Raw genomic sequence first — 14150 nt, 5'->3', positions numbered from 1 at the left:
CCGGTATGGAACGCATTCTTTTTGGCGATAACCAGTTCTTCGGAATCAACCATATGTCCGAGGAGAAGGCGCGCAGCCAAGCTATGCGCTTCCAGGACATCGAGAACATCGTCGAGGTCCTTCAGGCCGCGCTACATGCGGGCGCGGGCGGGTTCATGTGCACCACCCACGACACGATCGAAAAGATCGCCGATCGGGTCCGTGCGGATCCAAAGGCCTGGGAGGGATTCACGTTCTATCCGGGAATGCCCTACGCTCATAAGTATGCCAATGCGGTAACCGAACTCGGCTACTTTGATGCCCTTAGGAAGTTCCTGCCCAAGGAAGGCTTGGTCGATACCATGCTGCGTGGCGGCATGGCGGTCCTGAATCGCGACATCGAAGGCATGATGACACTCTTGGTAGATGCCGAAATGAAGATGTTCAACGGTCTAAATACGCCCGTCATATTCCTGCAAAACGTGGTCACAGACCTTGTTCAGGGTCTGGGGATCGTAGATGCCTTCCGCATCTTCTCAGAGCACTGCAAGAAGCGCTACAACGCCGAGGCTGGTTTCATCACTATGAACCTGCCCAAACTGCTTCCGATGCTGCACGAGGCCGGCATTGAAAATCCAATCGTCTGTGCGAACGTTAACAAAATAGCGTTTCGCATGTCGGGAGGCGTTGAAGGTTATCGTAAGGCTACGGCGCAATATCCCGCGCGAGTAATCGCAATGTCGGTACTCGCATCAGGTGGTATCCGTCCACGCGAGGCTATCGAGTGGGTGGTGAACGAGCCCTACGTCGAATCTATTCTGTTCGGCGCGTCGGGAAGGGCAAATATAGACAGTACAATTTCTCTTATAAACGAGTTTGACCGCAAAGTTTCGGTGTAATCGTGGCCAAGCAGATATTTATAGCTTGGATCGACTATCAAAGGCGTGTCGAGTCCATGCAGTCTTATTTCGGGTATGAGATATATTTTATTGCATCTCGCTCCGAAGGTCGTTGGGGAAAGCCGCTAAGTTATATCAAGCAGGCCAGGCAGACGTTGAATATCATCAGGCGCGAACAGCCGGATATCGTTTGGGTGCAGATGCCGCCCACGTTCCTTCTTCATGTGCTGCAGATGGCCAGGTTGGTGAGCCGCAAGCCCATGAAGGTCATCGCCGATTGCCACAACCGGGTCTTTCGCGCTCCTTGGAGTAAGATGCCGGGTTTGGTGTCGCGGCTCAATCAGGCGACGGTCGCCATCGCACATAATTCAGAGGTAGGCGAAACCGCGCTGCGCATGGGGATTGATCGCGGCAAGCTGCTTGTGTTCGAAACGCGACCGGCGCAGTTGCAACGCCCGGCGGATATGCCGCCTGCGCCCGCTGTTCCGGAAATCCTTGTACCCTGTTCCTACGGCCCGGACGAGCCGATCTCCGTCGTGCTGGAGGCGGCGCGGCAGGCCCCCCATCTTCGATTTCTGCTGACTGGCAAGCTGGCGAAGGCAAAAGCGCGAGGCTTCGTGGACGATGCTCCGTCCAACGTGCATTTCACCGGCTTCCTCGACAAGGAGGCTTTCGAGAAGCTGCTTTTCGGCTGTTCTGCGATTCTGGGGCTCACCGATTTCGAAGGGATCCAGCTCAGTGTGGCCAACGAAGCGGTCGGCGCAGGCAAGGCCATGGTCCTCAGCGACACGGCCATCTTACGCGACCTTTTCGGTGAGGCGGCCCTGTTCGCGCGCAATGAACCGGCGGCGCTGGCTCGGGCATGCAGCGATGCCGTGGAACGAGCTGCAGAGCTCGACGCCCGCTCAGCAGCATTGCGTGAGGCGCGCGAAATCCGCTGGAAGGCGCAGGCCGATGAAGTCAAGATCAGGGTAGGGTTGCCGGTGTGAGGATCGGGCGGCGTTGCGCGGGGGGGGGTGGGGCGATCGCTCGCGCCGCACATGGCGTGACGCTACGCCCCTTCGGCTTTGCCTTGCCGATGTCCCCCGTTGCGACCGGGCTCGCAGTACTCGTCCTAGCGGCGGGGGCGGTCATCCTGCCCTCCCTGGTCCATGCGACCGATGCGCGGTGCGATCCCGCCGCCGATGATCCTGCCATGGCACCCTATAGGCAGTCGAGCTTCCAGGACCTGCTGGACCGCATGGTGAAACTGCAGGTCGACGGCGACAGCGATTCCAACAATGTGCCGACATGCCTCAAGCAAGCTCAGATTACAGAGGGTTTCTATGACGCGCAGAACTGGAAAATTGTTGAACAGAATATGATGTTCGCGATTTCGCACGGCCAGCCTCGCAATCGAGTCGAACTGCGCAGTAAGAACTTTAGGCCCGCCACACCCTATGAACTGGCCGGTTTGGTCAGTCTCAAGACCGATGGCGATACGTCGAAGATCTATACGATTGCGCAGGTCTTCGGAGGAAGCGCACGGAAACCCGCCTTGCGTCTGGAGTATGCCTCTTTGCGCAGGGGAATGCGCGACCATATCTGGGCAGTCTATCGTTACGGCATCGGACCGGGCCAGTATCAGATTAAGGTCCTCGGCAGAGCAACTGGCGCATTCGATGCCTTTTCCATCCGGTTCGATCCGAATAGTGGCATCTCCGCAACGTATAACGGCGTCACGGCGTTCTTTGGGAACGAATTCAAGAGCATGTGGTCCCGACCTGCGAGCCGCCTTCACTATAAGGCGGGATGCTACCTGAAGAAGCCCGGAAGCTGCCAAATACGGTTCTCTCGCTTGGAACTGCGCGATCTCTCGGCCAAAGCCGGCGAGCCGCGCGGAGACGTTCGACAAGGGGGAGAGGAATGACCGAAACTCACGCCGCTGTGCATGAGGTTGCGCTTGGCGATGTCGCGCTCGATCGGCCGGAACACGCGATCGTACCCCTCGCGCGCCTCAGTGTAGCGGGGCGTCCGGCTATCCATCGTTTCTTCGACACATCCCCGGTCAGCCCTTCCGGTCGGTTCGTGGCACTGTTCGAGTTCCCGCACGAACGCCGGGTTCCCCACCCCGGCGAAGCTGGCCATGTCGTAGTCCTCGAGATTGCGAGCGGACAGGAGGTCTGGCGAACCGCGACGATCGCTTGGGACACGCAGCTTGGCGCTCAAGTGCAATGGGGTTCGACCGACGATGAACTGCTGTTCAACCGTATGGATTCCCGCGACTGGATACCCTACGGCGTCTCGGCGAACTTCCGCAATGGAGACGAGCAACGCTTCGAACGAGCGATTTACATGGCCTCCGCCGTGTTGCGGCGGGCGGTCGCGCCCGATCTCGTCCGGATCGTTCATGTGCAGCCTGGTTACGGCGTGATCGTTCCGCCGGACCGCCTTGCTCAGAACCGCGGATTTGCGGATGACGACGGCGTTTGGTCGATCGATCTCGACACGGGAGCGGCGACGCTGGTGCGTTCGCTTGCGTCGATCGCGCGCGATCTGCCGGAGCATTTCGAACGGTTCCGGACGCGCGAGGGCGCGCTCTACACGTTCCACACCAAGTGGAACTGGCAAGGGACGCGGCTGATGGTCGTGTTGCGCTGGATTGAGGCGGGCGAAGGTCGCGGCCCCGCAGCGAGCTGTCTAGTGACCATGCGGCCCGACGGAAGCGACCTACACATGGCAGTCGGTTTCTCAGCCTGGAAGGGAGGACATCATCCCAACTGGTGCCCGGACGGCGAAACCATCATCATGAACCTGCGCGATATGACGCGCACCCGCCGGTTCGCGCGGGCCAAGATGTTCCTTCAGAAGGCGACCAACAGGATCGAGCTACTGAAAAGGGTGGGGATGCGGTACTATTCCGACGTTGATCGCCTGCACTTCATCCGCTTTCGCTACGACGGAAGCGGGCTCGATATTCTGGCGCCGCAGCGCACCGGAACCGGTCACCCCAGTCTTTCGCCCGACCAGAGCTATATCGTCACCGACGCGTACTTACGGGAAAAGGGGGCCTATGGTGATGGCACCGTTCCCATTCGCAAGATCGACATCGCGTCCGGCAAGGAGACCGAGTTGGTACGGATTCAGGCAAAGCCGTTCCATCTGGGGCCACGCAACGCGCTGCGTGTCGATCCACATCCGGCGTGGACTAACGACGGTCAGGCCATCGTGTTCAACGCCATCAATGACGGTGTGCGCCAAGTATTTCTGGCTGACTTGAGTCAGTACACCCGGAAAGAGAAATAACGTGACGGATACACTCAAGCATCGTCCGGAGATAGACGGACTACGCTCGATAGCGGTCGTCCCTGTCCTCATGTTTCACGCCGGTTTGTCCTTCTTCAAGGGAGGGTTCATTGGTGTCGATATTTTCTTTGTAATCAGTGGGTATTTGATAACTGCAATACTTGTCAAGGAAATGGGGGATAGGCGATTTAGCATTTTACGATTTTATGAAAGAAGAATAAAGCGGATATTTCCAGCTCTCTTTGTCACAATGGCGATTACTCTGCTGGCATCTCTTTTTATTCTTGTTCCCTCTCAAATAAAAGATGTTGGGCAAAGCATTGTTGCTTGCTCATTGTTTCTATCGAATTATTTTTTTTACAATGAAACTGATTATTTCAATCAGTTTACAAATCACGCGCCTTTGCTTCACACTTGGACTTTATCGGTCGAAGAGCAGTTTTACATATTTTATCCTATCGTACTCATGCTCTCTACGCGTTTGGGTCTGCGGTTCACGACCTACGTAACGGCGATAATTTTCCTTATCAGTCTGATGCTGGCTCAGTATACGATAGTATATGATCGCACACTTGCATTCTATTCAATTCATACGCGCGCGTGGGAGTTGATGACTGGATCGCTTCTAACGCTGTTGACGCCTGTGCTGGGTCGACGCCTTGCAGCTAACGGGACGATTGACAACCGTGTGTTCCGAGAGGTCGTGACGTGGGCAGGTTTGCTGGTCATAATCGGTTCGATCTTGCTGTTCTCTGACAAAACCCCTCATCCGTCTTATTTTACGGCTTTTCCGGTTTTCGCGACGGCAGTACTTCTTTTCTTTACAGCAAAGGACTGCAGTGTGCGGACACTGCTTTCACTTCGGCCCATGACGTATATAGGCCTCATCAGCTATGGTCTGTATTTATACCACAACCCTGTCTTTGCATTTGTGGATGTCCTTAACGACACAACTCCGAATAAAGCTACATACCAAAAGTTACTTTCTATTCCCGGGATTTTATTGTTCTGCGTTTTGAGCTATAAATTCATTGAGTGCCCCGTTCGCTATAATAGGTCTTACACCACTCGATCTGTTATCATAAGTGCTATTATCGCTATCACGGTCTTCGGTGGCATTGGATATTTCATTCATAAGATGAACGGATTTCAGGCGTATTTTGCCAGCCGTTTTGCCGCGCAAGGTGGTGTGTTGCTTGTTGACGTCGATGCGGAGCGCGAGCGCATTTTCAAATTCCGTGAGCAGCGAGGGCAGACCGATATCCCGTTCTCCTGCGGGGTCAGTTGCACCAAGATTCTGGCGGTCGGAGATTCATTCTCTCAAGATGCCGATGTTGCCATCTATTCCCTGCAGCGGCCGGATATCGAGGTTCGTCGGATCTATCTCGACGATCCATGCTTAAGCGAGGCGATCGAGAAGATGCGCCTCAAGCAGGCGATGGAATGCGATCAGCGGCCAGTGAACCTCAATCTGATCGAGCAGGCCGACATCGTGCTGCTGACCGAAAAGTGGCAGGAATCGACTTACGGTCCGGGTTTTAAGTTTGCGCAATTGCTTGCTTCCATGCCCAGCAAGCGCGTTTATGTCGTGGGGTCCATACTTTTTGCCGACCTGAGTTCGATGTCGATGCAGCTGGCGCGGACGGGCATAACGCCTGCTGGATCGGCTGGCGTCATGTGGCGTTACCAGCGATGGGACCGATTTGCCGTTAGTGAAAAGCTCAAGAGCCTTGTTACCACTGACACTCGCCTGAACTGGATAGAAAAGCGCGATTTCTTCTGTGATAGGCAAAAAGAAAGCTGCATGTTGTTCGACAAGGGGGGGAATCCTCTTATCTGGGATAACGCTCACCTGACTGTTCGAAACTATCAGAACTATGGGAACTTTCTGGTCAATCACATGCGCATTGATCAGAGTGGGGTCGCAAAGTGAAAATGGTGCTGATAGGCCCGCGGCTTTTGCGCCATAGAGCTTTGCGCGCTCGCATTCAAAGGGCGCTCAGCGCGCACCCGCTGTTCCTGGGTGATCGTACATCGCCACGCGATGGAGATGACAATGGCGTCCGTTGAAGCCCCGGATCGTATGAGAAGCCGGGTTCCGGAGGGGCTGAGCTTCTGGCTGGACGTTGTGCGCGGTGGGGCGGCAATGCTGGTTGTCCTCGCGCACACTCGCATTCACTATTTTGGCGGCTGGGCTGAAAACTCGAACGGGCCGTTTAAGATAGTATTACTTCCCTTTTACATTCTGACGGGAATGGGTCACGAAGCCGTGGTTCTTTTCTTCGTGATGTCTGGTTATCTTGTGGGGCGTAAATTTCCATTAGGCGTTGGCCCTGCAAGTGTGGATATGCGTGTTTACATCGTTGATCGTTTAAGTCGAATTTGGCTTGTACTTATTCCAGCAGTTATTTTGTCCGTCTTAGTATCGTATGTGCTGTTGGATATTTACGGGTATTCGTACTCTGGGGCCGACGAGAGATGTAGTCCGCCTGTTGCCGACATTCTGGCAACAATTTTTTTCCTCAATGAGGGTTATCTAAAAACTGTCTGTTCGAATGGACCAGCGTGGTCCATTCATTCTGAAGTGCATTACTATCTCCTTTGGCCACTTCTGATTTTCGCTCTGTCGCGTTCCATGCCCGGCAGGTTGCGTCTCGGCAGTGCGATCGTGGTCGGCTGTGTGGTTGCGGCGCTACTGGCGTTCGATCAGCTCGATACAAAGAACACCCTGGTTCTGGCTCCGATCTGGATCGCTGGCGCCTTTCTTGATCGCGTTCCGGCGGTTCGACTACCTCTTTGGGTGCTGGGCGGCCTTTTGGTAACAGCGATGGCAGCGCCGAGTGTGGCAATCTGGGGCCGAATGTGGCCGCTTTCGGACTATGTAATTGGTGCGTTGGCGTTACTTTTCTTTGCGAAAGCCCGTGAGGCCGAATGTATAAAAATTTTATTTAAGAAGTTCGCTGCATGGCTAGCAGGGATATCGTTTACTCTTTATCTAACGCATATAATCATAGTCACCGCAATTCGAACTGTCCTGGAGCACGGGGAAGGAGTCAGATTTCCGATTGTCATTCTGGGGCCGCATGCTGCCGGCCTCTATGCTTTTACAGTTGCGGCTGCACTCATCTTCGCACAGGCATTCTGGTGGATTTTTGAATCCCGCACTGGAAACCTACGGCGTTTTCTTTTGCGCAGTAAGAAGTAAAGGTAATCTCGATTGAGAGATGTTGATGAATATGCGCAATAGATTTGCAAGAATGGCCGCCGTCGTATGGTTGATCGTCTTCTGCGGTGCATTTTTTGAGCAATTATTGTTCGGCTCTACAGTCGGGCATTCCGGAGTGTCGTCAGCAAGCAAGGCCCTGAACTCTCTGGCGTATATTCCAGTATATTTGTGCACTATTATTCTATTTATTCAGTCGTTAACTGACAAAAGAAACCGGGTCGTATACCGGGATTATCTGCCATTCCTGTTCTTTGCCGGCTATTCGATAATATCCTCAATGTGGGCGCTCGACGGGCAAGGATCCATAGTTGATTCCACGCAGCTGTTGATCACGACCATCGGCTGTCTGGGACTTGGCTGCATGCTCTCGGCCGAGGTGCTGGGCCGGACATTCGTCCGGGTGCTGATCTTTCTGATGATCGTGAGCATATTCTACGTGTATGCGATCCCGTCGATCGGGCGAATGCACGGTGTCTCGTTCTCGGGCTTGACGGGGATGGCCCAAGGCGTGTTTTCGCATAAAAACCGTTACGCCGAGGTGGCTTCTTTCGGTATAATCTTTGCAATCGGGGTCGAAACAACGGTCCGGCGTTTCGAGCGCGTCCTCCTGATTCTGCTTGCCGGGTTCAGTATGGTAATTTCGGGATCGGCGGCAAAGGGCTCGAGCCTATTCTTTACGTTGGCGTTGTTCGTGGTCTGGCGTCTGTTTCGCTCAAGCGCAGCCGGACGCGTTGGCTGGTTCCTACTTCTGATTTACGTTCTCATTTTCGCGGGCGTTCTATCTCAGATCGCGCTTCCCGTTGTGACTGATTTCCTTGGCAAGGACGATACGCTCAGTGGCCGCACGGAGATCTGGAGTCATGCTCGTTCTCTGATCCAGCTTCGGCCGTTCTTCGGCTATGGCGCCGCTTCAGTCTGGGGGTCGGCGATCGGACAGATTCCCGGAGTTGCCGAGTATCGGCCGCCGCATAGCCATAATCTTTATCTTGAAATGATGCTTCGCTATGGCGGGGTTGGCATGGCACTGATAATATGGTGTATTTTCAGCATTATACGACAATTGGTGCAGTCCAAGGGGCGATCAATCGCGCATGATCTTCTATTCCTCACATTCATCGTCACAATAATAAGGTCTCCATTTGACGTTACGTTGTTTAGGGATAACCAGATTTCATATGGTCTGCTAATTTTGTTGTTCGTGTCGTCTAGCAAGGCGTCTATGTTATGGCGTCTAAATGAGAGGGAGAATGCACTTATTGCCAGGCACCCAATCAAAGAAGGCATTTGAATTGAAACCAGTTAGTCAACTTGTGCGCAAGGGCTGGGGCTATGCGCGTAGCAGTGCGGCCATGGTCGTGGGGCTGCGCGTGGCTGGTGCGGCGTTCACCTATCTCAACGTCGTCCTGCTGGCTCGCTGGCTGAACATCACCGACTACGGTATTTTCACGCTGATCATCTCCACGGTAACCTTGGGCGGCTTCGTCACGCGCTTCGGCAGCGATATCGCCATCGTCCGTTTCCTCGGCATCTACCGGGAGAAGGGCGAGGCGTCGCTTGCGGAGGGCGCGGTGCGCGCGGCGCTCAATTTCACGCTGGTGGCTAGCCTGATCATCGCCGTGATCGCCACCGTGGTCTATTTCGCCGTGCCGGGCCTTACGGACCGGCCTTGGCTTTATGCCGCCGCCGCCTTCCTGCTCTATCCGGCCTTCACCCAGAACGAGGTGCTGAGCGCGATCCTGCGCAGCTTCGGGGTCAATTTCGCAGCGCTGGCGCCGAAGGATATCCTCTGGCGCGGGTCATTGCTCGTACTGGCGCTATTCGGCATTTGGAAGGGATACGAAAGCGGCACGACACTCCGCTTGGTCATCGTCGGGTCAGGGCTTGTCATCACGGCGCTATGTGCTTGGCAGCACGTTCTGCAACGCCGGGTCCGCGCACGCTTCGGGGCTGTGTCGGAAGCCCCGGCTTACGATTTCAAAGCTTGGCGCGCCAGCGTGGTGCCGCTCTGGCTACTGCTGATCGCGCGCAACCTGTTCCGTACGGCGGACGTGCTGCTGGTCGGCGCACTTTTGAGCGTGCGTGATGCGGGGATCTATTTCGCGGTGAGCCGGACGGCTGAGCTGCTCGGCTTCTTCCTGTCGTCGCTCAATCTCCTCGTGGGGCCGGCCGTATCGCGAGGCCATGCCAAGGGCGACACGGCCAGCGTCCAGCACAAGCTCGATCAGGTCTCGCTGTTCCTGATCGCCTCGACATTGTCCGCGGAGCTTGTGCTGATCGTCGCAGGACCTTGGATTTTGGGCTTCATGGGTCCCGAGTTCCGTGATGCCTATATACCCCTGCTCATTCTTTCGGCCGGCCAATGTTTCAACGTCTTCGTGGGGTCGAGCGGCGTCGTGCTAAACATGACCGGGCATGAGAAGGCCAATGCGCGCATTTTGGTCACAACGCTGGTCTTTTCCCTCGGCCTTATGGCCCTCTTGGCGTCTCGATACGGGCTGATGGGGGCGGCGATTGCCAGCACCGTCGGCATGATGACGTGGAATTTGGGCCTATGGGCCGCCGTGCGACGCCTGACGCCGTATGACCCGTCCTGGCTTGGCGTCCTTTCCTTAATCAAGCGGAAATAGAACATGCGTGCGATCTTCATCATCGGTTGTCCGCGTTCCGGAACAACCTTGCTCCAGAGCCTGCTCGCGTGCGTTCCCGGCTCCACGACATTCAAGGAGAGCCACCTGTTTTCCCGTTCGCTGGCGCACATCGCCGGGATAACGGTGGTGCGGCGCAACGTGAATGCGGAAATTTCTCGGTTTCGCGAGCAGAACCAGTTGCCGACGGACGCGCCGCAAGACCGCGCTGGTGCGCTGGCGCGCATGGTGCCCGCCAAGGCGGCGGATGCGGCCATGCGCGCGCTGATCGCCGGCGCCGAGGCGCGAGACTGCGACCTGTTCCTGGAAAAGACGCCGCGGCACCTTCATTTCGTGGACAGCATTGCGGCGGCCGGCGCGCGTTGCAGCGTCGAAACGCGCTTCATCCATCTCATTCGCGACGGCGTCGCGGTGGCGGCCTCGCTGAACAATGCATCGCAACATTGGAGCAAAACCTATTCTGCGGTCGATGCACTCACGCGGTGGCAGAAGGACATAGACCTGTCGGTGCGTTACCTCAGCCATCCCAGACACAGCTTCGTCGCCTACGAGCGACTTGCGGAACGACCCGAGGAGGAAAGCCTGCGCCTCGCCAGCGAACTGGGCGTATCGCTTACGATTGAGGACCTAGCCGGAAGGGCTTCAAAGCTGACGAATATCGTGCGATCGGACGAATCTTGGAAGGCCGTCGACAACGGCACGAAGATTGCGGTATCGCAGCGCGCCTTCGGGCATCTTGATGCCGCGACGCTGGCGACACTGGAACACCGGATTGACCGCAGCAGTTATGCGCGCATCGTTGCGCGGACGGCCGAATCTGCTGCCTGACATCCTGGTGACCCGGACGTCAGGAAAGGTCGTCTTTTCGCAAATGGATGCAAGCGACCGCTGCTCAGGCCAGCAACAACTTGGCTCCCGAAATGGCGAGCATGACCGAAAGTGCGATCCGAACAAGATCGTCGTTCACCTTCCCTGCGACGAGCGAGCCGGCGATAATTCCCGGAATTGAACCCAGTAGAAGCATGCCCAGCAATGACCAGTCGACGTTGCCGAAGATAGAGTGCCCCACGGCGGCCACCAGTGCCAGCGGCACGGCGTGGACGATGTCGGTGCCGACGAGGGCTCTTGCCTTTAGGCTGAGCGGATAGAGCATCATGAGCAGTACGGCCACGAGCGCTCCGGCTCCAACCGAAGTGAGCGTGACGAGGCAGCCCACTGCCGCTCCGCCTAGGATAGTCAGGGCGAACTGGTGCGACCGCATGCTATCACCAAGATGCGAACGCAAGGTCTTGAAGGTTGTCTCGAGCCGCCCCTTGAGCGGTAGCAGACAGGCCGAAAAGATGAGCGCCGCCCCGAGAAGCTTTAACAGAAAATGCGCTTCGAGATGCCCCCCCCGCGCATAGCCTAGCCAGAGCAGCGTCAGAACTGCGGCGGGTACGCTTCCTAGCGCGAGCCGCCCCGCAATCTTCCAGTTTGGCGACCCGACTTGGCGGTGAACGCCGCCGCCGACGGACTTGGTCACCGCTGCGAACCACAAATCGCTGCCGATCGCGACGGCAGGCTGGAAGCCAAAAAAGAGAATGAGGATCGGCGCCATCAGCGACCCACCCCCGACACCTGTTAGGCCCACCAGGAAACCGACAAATGCGCCCGCGAAGGAATAGCCGAAGTTCATAGGCTATCCGCTTCACCGGCTTTCGGTTGCATCGCTTCGGCCCCAATCCGTCGCTTTTCCGGGAGGGCTTCCGGTTCCCATGTTCGAAAGGCCATACCCCAGTACACGGCAGCGATCAGGCGATTGCGCTTACATCGACGATGGTACCGCTCTTGAGCGACAGCGTCTTGGCAAGCCGGTTCGTTGTAATAACCAGATCGTAGTCGCCGGTCTCGGCCGTTTCTTTGTCGACCAGCAGCGAATTGATCGTGGGCAGGTACGCGTAGGCATAGCCCAGATTCTGACCGATCAGATTGTCCGGCGTCAGCGCCGGATCGTAGACATCGAGGTCATAGCCGGTCTCGAGCAACTTGCGCGCCATGTCGACGGCCGGGCTTTCGCGCAGGTCGTCAGTTTCGGCTTTAAACGCCAGCCCCACCAGCAGGACCTTCGCGCCAGGCTTCAGGTGTTGGGTGACGTAAGTAAATTGGTGGTGTTTGTGCGCATCGTTGGTGCGCATGAGCGAATCCACCAGATGCGCATGGGCGCCCACGTCGGCCGCGATATGCTGTAGCGCCCGCACGTCTTTGGGCAGGCACGAGCCGCCGAAGGCGCCCCCGGGCCGGGTGTAGTAAGGCGATATGTTCAGCTTGGTATCGGACACGAAGATCTCGTGTACCTTCTTAGCCGAGATATCGAGGTTCTGGCAGATGCGGCCGATTTCGTTGGCGAAGGCGACCTTGACCGCATGCCAGGTATTGTCGACGAACTTGGTGATCTCTGCCTCACGGATGCCGACATGGAAGATTGGCGCATTGATTCCGTGGTGTAGAGCTTCCATGTTGACCGAAGGCGTGCCGTCGACCGTGCCCAGGACGATCTTGGGGGGATGGAAGTAATCTTCGATCGCGGTAGCCTCGCGCAGAAATTCCGGATTGTAGACGAGTTCGACCACCTTATCCGCGGCATCGCCGAGGGCGGAGCGGAAAATGGGCCCAATGATCTGGTCGGTCGTGCCCGGGCGCATCGTTGAACGGTAGGCGACGGTCAGCGGCGTGGTGCGATCGGGCTTCACGGCATTCGCAATGGCGCGCGTGACCTGCACGATATAGCTCATGTTATGCGCGCCGTCGGGGCCGCTGGGCGTACCGACGCAGACAATGGCGATATCGGCATCGTCGAGGTGGTTTCCCACTTCGGTGATTGCCGAAAGCCGACCTTCAGCCCGTGCTGTGGCCAGCAGTTCGTCGATCCCGGGTTCATGGATGGGAGAAATGCCGGCGTTGATGGCATCCACCTTCTTGGTGCTGACATCGATGCCGACGACGATATGGCCCTGGCTGGAAATGCAGGCCGCAGCCGTGCAGCCGACGTAGCCCATTCCAAAGATCGCTATCTTCAAGATCGCCCCTCAATCAACGAAAAATAGGAGTAGGAGAGCCGGTCGCCAGCCCTGCAAGCACGAGTGCAGATCGTCGATACCCCCCTGGTAGAGAAAATGCTTAAGCATCCTTCTCAGGATAGGAGTTAACAGGTGGTGCTGCAACGCACAAGTTTGATGCCGCACGATGTAGATGAGATGCCAATTAGCGCGTCCACAACTCCGATTGTGAAACAAAGAAGGGCCACGCCTCCTCGGCAAACGGCGCCCGAAACCGCAGCAACGTAAGCGTCCGGGGGAGCACGTGTTGCGCAGGCGGACATAGCTGCCGATGACGAGGCCTCAGGTCGGCTATCGCCGTGTCGGCGTCATGCTCGAGCGTAAGGGGCGAGCGGCGGCTATATACGCTGACGCGCGACGCCAAGCTCCAGGCGTTGGGGGCCATGGTCGGCGGCACCATCAACACGCGGCTGATCGAGGAGAACGCCGACGAGGTTTTCCGTCTGGCGGCGTCAATCCGCCACGGCACCAGCGGCGCAACGTCTCGGCCGTGCAGCCGATCTTCGAGGCAATCGACGTCATCGCCTCCCACTCCGACCCGTAATCGGCGCGATGCTCCCCGACCATCCGAACCGCGCGCTCACGGACCTCAGGCGAAAACTTGTTCCTCGTCTTGCTCATACCGGATGCTCCTTCTCACAAATCGGAGCCTCCGGAAAACCCGGGGCGCTTCACCCCGAGGAAGCGCTGAAACGAGAGGCGGTCTCTGATCTGGAACTCCGTGGCCTCGTCTGACAGTGAGTAGAGGGCCTGCAGCACCAGGATCTTAAACATCAGCACCGGAGCGAACGGCGGGCGTCCACCCTTGCCGCGAGGACTACGGCCCAGCGCGGCGACCAGCGGACCACGGAAGACCTCGAAGTCGACAACCGCGGTCAGACGCTCCAGTGGATCTCCTGCAGCGCTCAGCGCCTCATACCGGTCCGAAAGATCAAAAAAAACCAGGCTGTCCTGACATCACCGCCTCCGCTGTCGCGCCGACGCAGTGATGAGGTGGACGGCCCCCACCCAAACGGCATCG

At 57.0% G+C, this 14150-nt stretch carries 11 protein-coding genes and 2 pseudogenes; 9 read left to right on the top strand and 4 right to left on the bottom strand.

Translation table 11 applies throughout. The features are described from left to right. Positions 1 to 5 precede the first annotated feature (5 nt). The 9 genes from ACFFJC_RS12120 (at position 6) to ACFFJC_RS12080 (ending at position 10862) form a co-directional block, all read left to right on the top strand. Positions 6 to 878, top strand: coding sequence for a hypothetical protein (locus tag ACFFJC_RS12120; RefSeq protein WP_379487771.1), 873 nt, complete (start codon positions 6 to 8; stop codon positions 876 to 878). A 56-nt stretch (positions 879 to 934) separates the two neighbouring features. After that, entirely contained in the window at positions 935 to 1867 is a 933-nt protein-coding gene (locus tag ACFFJC_RS12115) for a glycosyltransferase family protein (RefSeq protein WP_379487770.1), read from the top strand. Between the two features lie 56 nt (positions 1868 to 1923). Continuing rightward, positions 1924 to 2787: a hypothetical protein gene (locus ACFFJC_RS12110; RefSeq protein ID WP_379487769.1), complete on the top strand. Its 864-nt coding sequence runs from the start codon at positions 1924 to 1926 to the stop codon at positions 2785 to 2787. Further along, positions 2784 to 4163 carry a TolB-like translocation protein gene (locus ACFFJC_RS12105; RefSeq protein ID WP_379487768.1) on the top strand — a complete coding sequence of 460 codons (1380 nt, stop codon included), beginning with the start codon at positions 2784 to 2786 and terminating at the stop codon, positions 4161 to 4163. The genes ACFFJC_RS12110 and ACFFJC_RS12105 overlap by 4 nt, the downstream gene beginning before the upstream one ends. A 1-nt stretch (position 4164) precedes the next feature. Continuing rightward, positions 4165 to 6096: an acyltransferase family protein gene (locus tag ACFFJC_RS12100; protein WP_379487767.1), complete on the top strand. Its 1932-nt coding sequence runs from the start codon at positions 4165 to 4167 to the stop codon at positions 6094 to 6096. Positions 6097 to 6219: 123 nt separating this feature from the next. Further along, positions 6220 to 7368, top strand: coding sequence for an acyltransferase family protein (locus tag ACFFJC_RS12095; protein WP_379487766.1), 1149 nt, complete (start codon positions 6220 to 6222; stop codon positions 7366 to 7368). A 52-nt stretch (positions 7369 to 7420) separates the two neighbouring features. Beyond that, entirely contained in the window at positions 7421 to 8677 is a 1257-nt protein-coding gene (locus tag ACFFJC_RS12090) for an O-antigen ligase family protein (protein WP_379487765.1), read from the top strand. After that, on the top strand, positions 8637 to 10016 hold the full coding sequence (locus ACFFJC_RS12085; RefSeq protein WP_379487764.1) for a lipopolysaccharide biosynthesis protein: 1380 nt from the start codon (positions 8637 to 8639) through the stop codon (positions 10014 to 10016). The genes ACFFJC_RS12090 and ACFFJC_RS12085 overlap by 41 nt, the downstream gene beginning before the upstream one ends. Before the next feature lie 3 nt (positions 10017 to 10019). Then, positions 10020 to 10862, top strand: coding sequence for a sulfotransferase family protein (locus ACFFJC_RS12080; protein WP_379487763.1), 843 nt, complete (start codon positions 10020 to 10022; stop codon positions 10860 to 10862). Positions 10863 to 10926: 64 nt separating this feature from the next. Here ACFFJC_RS12080 and ACFFJC_RS12075 read toward each other — a convergent pair whose 3' ends face one another. The 4 genes and pseudogenes from ACFFJC_RS12075 to ACFFJC_RS12060 all read right to left on the bottom strand — a co-directional run. Further along, positions 10927 to 11709 (bottom strand): sulfite exporter TauE/SafE family protein, encoded by a 783-nt coding sequence (locus tag ACFFJC_RS12075; RefSeq protein WP_379487762.1) that lies wholly within the window; start codon positions 11707 to 11709, stop codon positions 10927 to 10929. A 115-nt stretch (positions 11710 to 11824) separates the two neighbouring features. After that, positions 11825 to 13090, bottom strand: a complete 1266-nt coding sequence (locus ACFFJC_RS12070) for a nucleotide sugar dehydrogenase (protein ID WP_379487761.1) — start codon at positions 13088 to 13090, stop codon at positions 11825 to 11827. 501 nt (positions 13091 to 13591) lie between these two features. Further along, a pseudogene (locus tag ACFFJC_RS12065) lies at positions 13592 to 13750 on the bottom strand (transposase); the annotation flags it as partial. 39 nt (positions 13751 to 13789) lie between these two features. Continuing rightward, a pseudogene (locus tag ACFFJC_RS12060) lies at positions 13790 to 14087 on the bottom strand (transposase); the annotation flags it as partial. Positions 14088 to 14150: the final 63 nt, after the last annotated feature.

The organism is Novosphingobium soli, assembly GCF_042432915.1.
GTDB lineage: Bacteria > Pseudomonadota > Alphaproteobacteria > Sphingomonadales > Sphingomonadaceae > Novosphingobium > Novosphingobium soli.
Note: the sequence above shows the minus strand (reverse complement) of the source record. Positions and strands in the feature narration are given on the sequence as shown.